This window comes from Helicobacteraceae bacterium (genome assembly GCA_031258155.1).
GTDB lineage: Bacteria > Campylobacterota > Campylobacteria > Campylobacterales > SZUA-545 > JAIRNH01.
In genome coordinates this window covers 1-8,729 of record JAIRNH010000067.1, presented here as the reverse complement: position 1 = coordinate 8,729, position 8,729 = coordinate 1, and the positions used below count along the sequence as shown (strand labels likewise).

The window sequence follows — 8,729 nt, the reverse complement described above, 5'->3', positions numbered from 1 at the left end:
GTTTCGTCGTGATACTCTCTTGCGCGATCGCTATCGAGCGCAAGCTCGAACTGCCTGTTCCAATCAAAGTTGAAACGCGCGTCGCTCATCTGATCGTCGCGATCTCTCGCTCCCTTTCGCCCCCGCGCAATATCCGCGCTGTGAGCGGCGATCTTATAGGCGATAATCCCTTCGCGCACGTCGCTTGCGTTTGGCAATCCCAAATGCTCTTTTGGCGTTACATAGCAGAGCATAGCGGCGCCGTGCATACCCGCGAGCGTCGCGCCGATCGCGCTGGAGATATGATCGTAACCCGCGCCAATGTCCGTTACCAGCGGTCCAAGCACGTAAAACGGCGCGTCGTGACAGTAGCGCCGCTCGATCTTCATGTTGTATTCGATCTGGTTGAGCGGGATATGACCCGGTCCTTCGATCATCACCTGAACCTCTTTATCCCACGCGCGAAGCGTCAGATCGCCTAGTATCTTTAGCTCTTCTAACTGCGCCTCGTCGCTCGCGTCGGCAAGGCAGCCCGGGCGTAAACTATCTCCAAGCGATAGGCTTACGTCGTATTTTTGGCATATATCCAAAATCTCGTCGTAGGCGGTATAAAACGGATTTTCAGCGCTATGAGCGCTCATCCACGCGCCGATCAAACTGCCGCCGCGAGAGACCACGCCCATTTTGCGCTTTCTAGCGTAAGGCAGCAGCCGTTTGAGAAATCCCGCGTGGATCGTGAAATAACTCACCCCCTGTTTCGCCTGCGTTTCAATCACGCGCAAAATATCGTCGATCGATACGTTGAGCGGGTCCTGATTTTTTGCCTCTTGAACCGTCTGATACATAGGCACGGTGCCGATCGGAGCGCAACTCGCGCCGATAACCGCCTCGCGCACCTCGTCCGCGTTTGGGCAGACGGAGAGATCCATAATCGTATCCGCGCCATATTTTAGGCTAACGCATGCCTTTTGCACTTCGGCGGAGGGATCGCTCGCGAGCGCCGACGCGCCGATATTGGCGTTGATTTTGCAACGCGCCGCGAGTCCGATCGCCATAGGTTTTAGATGTTTGTGGTTGATATTCGCGGGGATAATCATTCGCCCGCGCGCGACTTCGCTTCTAACGGTTTGCGCGTTTAGTTCCTCGATCTCGGCGACATAGCTCATCTCCTCCGTAACAACGCCGCTCTTGGCGTAAGCCATCTGCGTCTTTACGCGGTCGTTTAATCGTTTTTCGATCCATTCGCTTCTCAAAATAACTCCCTCATTTTTGTGGTAAATATACTAAACTTTTGCATACAAAAGGATTTTTATGTCAGATATTACATTGATTTTGATGGCGGCGGGCGAATCGACGCGCTTTCGCGGCGCGGTAAAAAAACAGTGGCTTCGCGTCGGCGAAAAACCGCTGTGGGAGTTTGCGGTAGATCGCTTTGCCGCCGAGTTTGAGTTTAACAAAATCATAATCGCCGCGCCGATAGACGAGATAGCTATTATGCGATCGCTGTGCGATTACGAGATTGTCGCGGGCGGTTCGACGCGCGAGGAGAGCCTAAAAAACGCGCTAAGCGTCGTAACTAGCGAATGGGTTTTAGTCGCCGACGCGGCGCGGGCGCTTACGCCGATAGATGTTATTCGGCGCGTTTTAGACGCGAAAAATAGCAAATCGGATTTACTACTCGCGCGCAGTAACGGAGAGTTTGTCGGGCGCGTTTCAAGAAGCGTTCAATGCGTCGCGCCGGCAATTCGCGTCGTGGATACGCTCGTAAGCGGCGATTTTGAGGTCGTCGATCGAGACAAGGCTTGGCGCGTTCAAACGCCGCAGCTTAGCCTCGTTAGCGCGTTACGATCGGCTTTGAAACAAAAAAGCGGCTTTAGCGATGAAAGCACGCTGATTAGCGCGTGCGGCGGAGTTACGCGCTATGTGGAGGGTTCGGAACTGGCGGCGAAACTGACTTTCGGCGGCGAGATCGTCGGATTAGAGCCGCCAAGCGATAAGGTTTGGATTGGGCAGGGGCTGGACGTTCACGGCTTTGAGGAGGGCAAGCCGATGAAACTTTGCGGCGTGGCGATCGATTCGCCGTTTGGATTAAAGGCGCACAGCGACGGCGACGCGGCGTTGCACGCGTTGATCGACGCGATTTTGGGCGCGTGCGGGCTTGGCGATATAGGCGGCTGGTTTCCCGACGACGACGCGGCATACAAAAACGCCGACAGCGCCGAACTTTTGGGATTGGTTCTAGCCAAAATCCGCCGTTTTGGTTTTGCCGTAAGAAGCGCGGATATTACGATCGCCGCGCAAAAACCGCGTCTTGAAAACTATAAGATCGCGATGAAAAAGCGCATTGCGAAGCTGTTAGATTTGCGATACGAGCGCGTTAATATCAAAGCCACCACGACGGAAAAATTAGGCTTTATCGGACGCGGCGAGGGAGTCGCGGCTTTGGCGATCGCAAACGTCGGCTACGCCTCGTTTTAACCTCTTAAATCGCGGGTTTAATAAAGGGTAAAGGGATGAAAGCCTTTTGCCGCGACGTTAGCCAAAAAGATCGCGTCGCTCTGCGCGGCTAAAATCTCCCGCCCACCCTAACGCGATCGCCGCGTTGCGTTAGCTTTGCCAAACCTTAAGGCGCAAAGCAAACGAAAGCTAGACTTTAATACGCTAAAAGGAGCTTTTGCTAGAAAACCTTAGCGCAAAACTACCGCTTATCTCTCGTTGTTCCTTTGATCGCGGTTTTTTTATCATTTCGCGTTTGCGATCCTTTTCCTTCTTGCGCCAAAGCGCTAACCTCTATAAACGGAACATAACGCGAAAAAAGCGCCGCGATAACATCCAACGCCAATTATTGGCGTTTAGCGCGGTCGCAAACCTAGTTTTTCCGCTTTCGCAACCGCGCCGATCGCGTTTCAGCACATTAAACGCCTTCTATCGAATAGAAAACGCCATATCTTTAATTTATCCTTAACTATTTATTGGAGGTTTTTACCTTCGATCTTCGTGCAAGGATCAGTTGATAGTCGTTCGTCTCTAAAAACGAAAAAACGCTAGCGTTACATAAAGATCCAATCTTTAGGGGATTGAGACTCGCTTATACAGCCGATTTGACCTTCCGAAATAGTTACAATTTGTTATTTTCGCAACCCTCGCCTTCCCGCGAAAGCGGGAATCCATAAAAAGGTTAAAACCTATGCAACGCGCTTACATTACGATTGTTTGAAAAAGATGGATTCCCGTCTATGCGGGAATGACAATGCGCGTTATATCGCCAGCTTCCCGTCGTACCCGTGAAAACGGGTATCCATATACGCCGAAGGCGCGAAAGAGATGGATTTCCGCGTTCCCACACTCTCTCGCGCGCGCCTTACGCTCCTACCCGCGCGGGCGCTTGCGGGAATGACGGGAGAGGGGCTGGAATGGCGAATATTAGCTAGATTTCATCAGAAATTTTTGCGCGTCAACCTAAACGCAATAAATCGCGTTTTCAAACTGTATCAATAATTTCTGAACTCAAAAACAATATTTTTAGGTTCTATCAGGAATTTAGCGTTTTCGTTAATTTTAGCGTTTTTGCCTAACGCGATAGATCGGGTTTTTAAACTATATCAATAATTTGCGCGCTTTAATAAAACTAAAATTATCGCGATTTTGAAAAAGCGCGCCGCCGTCAAGCAAGTTAAACGCTTAAAGGCGCGACAGAAGCGATCGATTTGAGCCGCGATCGTTAGGTTTTCCGATCTTAATCATGCTCTCGCGGTAGCTTTCTTGCCAAAATTTGGCTACCATATACGCCGCAACGCCAGTCAACGAAACCTCTTAACCAAGAGGACGCAATCGCCTAAACTGAAAGGATACTAAATGCCGCAAACGCTTGAAGAGCTTGAAGAGCTGACCAAAGCATTGCAAGAAAAACGCGCCGAAATCAAAGAGGAGATCAACGTATGTCTTGGCACAAACTGCCTTGCGATCGGAAACGACGAAACAAAAAAGAGTTTGGAAAAGCGCTTAGCCGATAAGCCAAACGCGCAAAATTATCGGATAAAGCCCGTGGGCTGTCATGGTCTATGCGCGCAAGGACCGCTTGTGATAGTAAACAGCGTCGCTAACGAGCATGAGGAGATCGTGTATGAGAAGGTAAAAAACTCGGACGCGGAGAGATTAATCGACGCGATTGTGGGCGAAACAAACCCCGATACGATCAAAGATCTGCGTTGCGAAACTGATATTCCATTTTTTACCAAACAAAAGAAGATCGTGCTGGAAAACGCCGGCATTATCAACCCCGACAGCCTCGACGACTACATTCTAAGCAACGGCTATCACGCGCTATTTTACGCGCTTACCCACCTAAGCCCCGAAGAAACGATCGAGCAAGTAAAAATCAGCGCGCTTCGCGGACGCGGCGGCGGCGGTTATCCAACAGGATTAAAATGGGAGAGCGTAGCCAAAGCGATCAGCGACAAAAAATATGTGATCTGTAACGGCGACGAGGGCGATCCGGGCGCGTTTATGGATCGCGCCGTAATGGAGTCCGATCCGCACCGCGTGTTGGAAGGAATGGCGATCTGCGGTTATGCCGTCGGAGCGGATCAAGGATTTATCTATGTTCGCGCCGAATATCCCGTCGCCGTCGAACGTTTAAAAAGGGCGATCAAAGACGCGGAAAGAAACGGCTTATTAGGACAGAAGATCGCCGGCACGCCCTTTAGTTTCAGCGTCGAGGTTAGACTTGGCGGCGGCGCGTTTGTATGCGGCGAGGCTACCGCCTTGATCGCGTCGATCGAGGGCAATCGCGGCAATCCGCGCCAAAAACCGCCGCATTTGAGCGATCGCGGCTTCAACGGGCAACCGACTGTATTAAACAACGTAGAAACCTACGCCAATATACCGCCGATTTTAAGAAACGGCGGCGAATGGTTTGCGGGGTTCGGCACGGAGAAATCAAAGGGCTCCAAAGTATTCGCGCTTACGGGGCAAGTCAAGCATACGGGGCTTGTGGAGGTGCCTATGGGAATGACGTTAAGGGAGCTTGTTTTCGACGTCGGCGGCGGTATCGAGGGCGGTAAGGAGTTTAAAGCCGTTCAAACGGGCGGACCTAGCGGCGGCTGTATTCCCGCCTCGCTACTTGATCAGCCGATCGACTACGAATCGCTAAAAGAGATCGGCTCTATTATGGGTAGCGGCGGCGTAATCGTGATGGACGAAACAAGTTCGATGGTCGACGTGGCGAAGTTCTTTTTAGAGTTCTGCATGACGGAATCGTGCGGCAAATGCGTTCCCTGTCGCGTCGGAACGGCGCAACTGCACAACCTGCTCGATAAGTTCGCGAAAAAAGAGGCGAGCCAAAACGATCTTGTTTTGCTTGAAAATCTATGCCAAATGATCAAAGAAACCAGCCTTTGCGGACTTGGGCAAACCGCGCCAAATCCGGCGCTATCGACGCTTAAATACTTCAAAGAAGAGTATATCGCGGGCGTTAAAAAGGAGATCGAATGATAGACGCAAACGTTCAACGCGCCCGCACCAAAACGCTTACGATCAACGATCAGGCGTTCAGCGCGCGAAGCGATCAAACGATCTTGCAAGTGGCTAGAGAGAACAATATCGATATTCCTACGCTCTGCGCGATCGAGGGGTTATCGGATATTGGCGCGTGCCGCCTCTGTCTTGTCGAGATTGCGGGGCAAAGAGAGTTAAAGCCCGCCTGTACCACGCGCATCAAAGACGGAATGGTCGTATCGACCGACACGGAAAGGCTAAGAAAACATCGCAAAACGATATTGAGCTTTCTGTTTGCCGAGCGAAATCATATCTGCTCCGTATGCGTTAGCAACGCGCACTGCGAGTTGCAGAAGATGGGCGCGAAGGTGGGCTTAACGCACGTCGAGGTTCCATATCTCTATCCAAAGTTGCAGGTGGACGCCTCGCACAGAAGGTTTATCAACGATCCAAATCGCTGTATTTTGTGTCTAAGGTGCGTCCGCGTGTGCGACGAGATCGAAGGCGCGCATATTCTCGACGTGTTCGCGCGCGGTCTTGAGGCGCGCATTATCGCCGAAATGGGTCGTCCATGGGGCGAGAGCGAGAATTGCACGGAGTGCGGCAAGTGCGTGCAGGTATGCCCGACGGGCGCGCTTAACGAAAAAGGACTTTCTGTCGCCGAGCAGCATAAGCGGCGCGGGTTTCTGCCCTATTTGACGACGATGAAAAGGGGGCGATAATGGCGAAGATTCGTCTCGCGACGGTCTGGTTAGACGGCTGTTCAGGTTGCCATATGTCCTTTTTGGATATGGACGAAAGATTGATAGAGATAGCGAGCAAAGTAGAGGTGGTCTGCTCGCCCTACGTCGATACGAAGGAGTTCCCCGAAAACGTCGATTTGGCGATTGTGGAGGGCGCGGTCAGCAGCGAAGAGGATTTGGAAAAGTTGCTTAAAATCCGCAAGAACAGCAAAATGGTGCTGGCGCTGGGCGATTGCGGCGTAACGGGCAACGTGTCGGCTATGCGAAACCTTGTCGGCGTGGAAGCCTCCCTCAAATGCGCTTACGACGAGCTAAGCGACAACAACAAAGGCGTTCGCCCCTCTCGCGAAACGCCAAAACAGTTAGAGCGCGTCAGCGCGCAACACGAACGGGTGTTTATCGACTGCTTCCTGCCCGGTTGTCCGCCTCCCGCCGACGCGATCTACAACATATTATCTAGCCTGATCGAAGGCAAAGAATATGATATATTTAATCACACGCGGTTTGGAAAGTAAACTATGAAAACGATCACTATTAATCCGGTAACCCGCGTGGAAGGACACGCCAAAATTACAATTAAGTTAAACGACGAGGGATTGGTTGAAAAAGCGAGCCTTCACGTGTTGCAGTTTCGCGGATTTGAGAAGTTCTGTCAAGGTCGCCCGTACACCGAAATGCCCGGTTTAACGGCGCGCACGTGCGGTATCTGCCCCGTTAGCCACCTGATCAGCTCCTCCAAAGCCGCCGACAATCTATTAGCCGTGTCGATACCCAGAACGGGCGCGAATCTAAGGCGAATTGTCAATCTCGCGCAGATCGCGCAGTCGCACGCTTTGAACTTTTTTTATTTGAGCGCGCCCGATCTGCTTTTGGGTTTTGATAGCGATCCGTCCAAACGAAACGTATTCGGCGCGCTAGAGAGCCATTCTGAGATTGTGAAGGCTGGAATTGGCATTCGTAGCTTTGGGCAGAGGATTATCGAGCGGATCGGCGGCGGCAAGCGTATTCACCCGATCGCCATCGTGCCGGGCGGTATGCGCAAACCTCTCGATCCGCAGGTAAGAGCCGATATTTTAGCGGAGCTTCCGATCCATCTAAAAGCCGCGGTAAAAACGTTGGGCTGGTTCAAGAAATCGCTAAGCCAATATCGGGAGGAGGCGCGGGTATTTGCAAACTACCCTACCCTCTTTTTGGGCTTGGTCGGCGAAAACGGCGAGATCGAGCATTACGACGGCAAGGTACGCGTTATCGACCATACGGGCAAAATCGTCGCCGACAAACTCGAACCTTCCGATTACCAACAATATATAGGCGAATCCGTAGAGGAAGATAGCTACTTAAAATCGCCCTACTACAAGCCGTTAGGCTATCCAAAAGGCGCGTATCGCGTGGGACCGCTTGCGCGGCTAAATATCGCCGACAAACTTGGAACGCCGATCGCCGAAGAGGAGTTCGCGGAGTTTAAGCAGATCGAGCGCGGACCGGTTCTAAGCAGCTTTTATTATCACTACGCCAGATTGATAGAGATTATATACGCCTTTGAAAAGATCGACGAGCTATTAAACGACGAGGATATTCTTAGCCCGCATATCCGCGCTCGCGCCGAACCAAGCCGTTACGAGGGCGTAGGCATGAGCGAAGCGCCGCGCGGAACGCTTTTGCACCACTACAAGATCGACAAAAACGGCTTGATCGAATGGGTAAATATGATTATCGCCTCCGGTCATAACAACTTGGCTATGAATCACGGCGTAGAGCAGGCGGCAAAACGTTTCGTCGATGGAAACCATATAACGGAGGGCGCGCTAAACCGCGTCGAGGCGGTGATTCGCGCCTTCGATCCGTGTCTGTCTTGCTCTACGCACGCGCTTGGCAAGATGCCCTTGCGAATCGAGCTATACGATCACGGCGGCGTTTTGATCGACGAAAAAAGCCGTTAGAAAGCGAAAAGTTACGCGCCTTGAATACGATCTTGTTTCTGACCAATAATCAAAACGCGCTCGCGTTAGCCGATTGGCTACGCGATCAGGGCGAAAATGCGATTATCAGCGGCGATCGGATCGATAAAGGTTTTATCGACAAAAGAGGGATCGAGTTTATCGTCAGTTTCAACTACCGATCGATCATTATCGACGAGGTAATACGAGCGCTGCCGCGCCGCGTAATAAACTTGCATATCGGTTATCTGCCGTTTAATCGCGGAGCCAGCCCTAATTTGTGGAGTTTTATAGAGCAAACGCCAAGCGGCGTTACTATTCATGAAGTCGATCGCGGCATAGATACCGGCGACATACTATTGCAAGAAAAAATCGCGTTCGATTACAAAAAAGAGACGCTCGCGAGCGCTTACGCGAAAAGTCTCGATCTAATCCAATCATTGTTCAAAAGCCGCTGGAGCGAACTGAAAAATCTGTCGATTAACGCGGTTAAACAAACGGGGGGGGGGGGGGGTGGGCGTATCACAGCGCGACAGCGCGTGAGCCGTTCAAATCCGCGGTCGATTACGACGAT

7 protein-coding genes are annotated in these 8,729 nt (G+C 51.7%); 6 read left to right on the top strand and 1 reads right to left on the bottom strand.

Features of this window, described 5'->3' with window-relative positions:
• A partial coding sequence (gene thiC, locus LBF86_09395) for a phosphomethylpyrimidine synthase ThiC (protein ID MDR0665711.1) occupies positions 1-1,232 on the bottom strand: 1,232 nt, incomplete at its 3' end.
• 58 nt (positions 1,233-1,290) lie between these two features.
• Between thiC and ispF the strand changes: the two genes are divergently transcribed.
• From ispF to LBF86_09365, 6 genes are all read left to right on the top strand, one after another.
• Positions 1,291-2,457 carry a 2-C-methyl-D-erythritol 2,4-cyclodiphosphate synthase gene (gene ispF / locus LBF86_09390; GenBank protein MDR0665710.1) on the top strand — a complete coding sequence of 389 codons (1,167 nt, stop codon included), beginning with the start codon at positions 1,291-1,293 and terminating at the stop codon, positions 2,455-2,457.
• A gap of 1,377 nt (positions 2,458-3,834) precedes the next feature.
• Positions 3,835-5,472, top strand: coding sequence for an SLBB domain-containing protein (locus LBF86_09385; protein MDR0665709.1), 1,638 nt, complete (start codon positions 3,835-3,837; stop codon positions 5,470-5,472).
• Complete coding sequence (gene hoxU / locus LBF86_09380; GenBank protein MDR0665708.1) at positions 5,469-6,197, top strand: bidirectional hydrogenase complex protein HoxU; 729 nt, start codon at positions 5,469-5,471, stop codon at positions 6,195-6,197. Before LBF86_09385 ends, hoxU begins: the two co-directional genes overlap by 4 nt.
• Complete coding sequence (locus LBF86_09375) at positions 6,197-6,733, top strand: hypothetical protein (protein MDR0665707.1); 537 nt, start codon at positions 6,197-6,199, stop codon at positions 6,731-6,733. Before hoxU ends, LBF86_09375 begins: the two co-directional genes overlap by 1 nt.
• 3 nt (positions 6,734-6,736) lie before the next feature.
• Entirely contained in the window at positions 6,737-8,158 is a 1,422-nt protein-coding gene (locus tag LBF86_09370) for a Ni/Fe hydrogenase subunit alpha (protein ID MDR0665706.1), read from the top strand.
• Between the two features lie 20 nt (positions 8,159-8,178).
• The coding region (locus LBF86_09365; protein ID MDR0665705.1) for a hypothetical protein at positions 8,179-8,729 on the top strand (551 nt) is incomplete at its 3' end.

Coding starts and splice junctions, on each gene's coding strand:
- hoxU (MDR0665708.1), top strand. CDS start 5,469: ATGATAGACGCAAACGTTCAACGCGCCCGCACCAAAACGCTTACGATC.
- LBF86_09370 (MDR0665706.1), top strand. CDS start 6,737: ATGAAAACGATCACTATTAATCCGGTAACCCGCGTGGAAGGACACGCC.
- LBF86_09385 (MDR0665709.1), top strand. CDS start 3,835: ATGCCGCAAACGCTTGAAGAGCTTGAAGAGCTGACCAAAGCATTGCAA.
- LBF86_09375 (MDR0665707.1), top strand. CDS start 6,197: ATGGCGAAGATTCGTCTCGCGACGGTCTGGTTAGACGGCTGTTCAGGT.
- ispF (MDR0665710.1), top strand. CDS start 1,291: ATGTCAGATATTACATTGATTTTGATGGCGGCGGGCGAATCGACGCGC.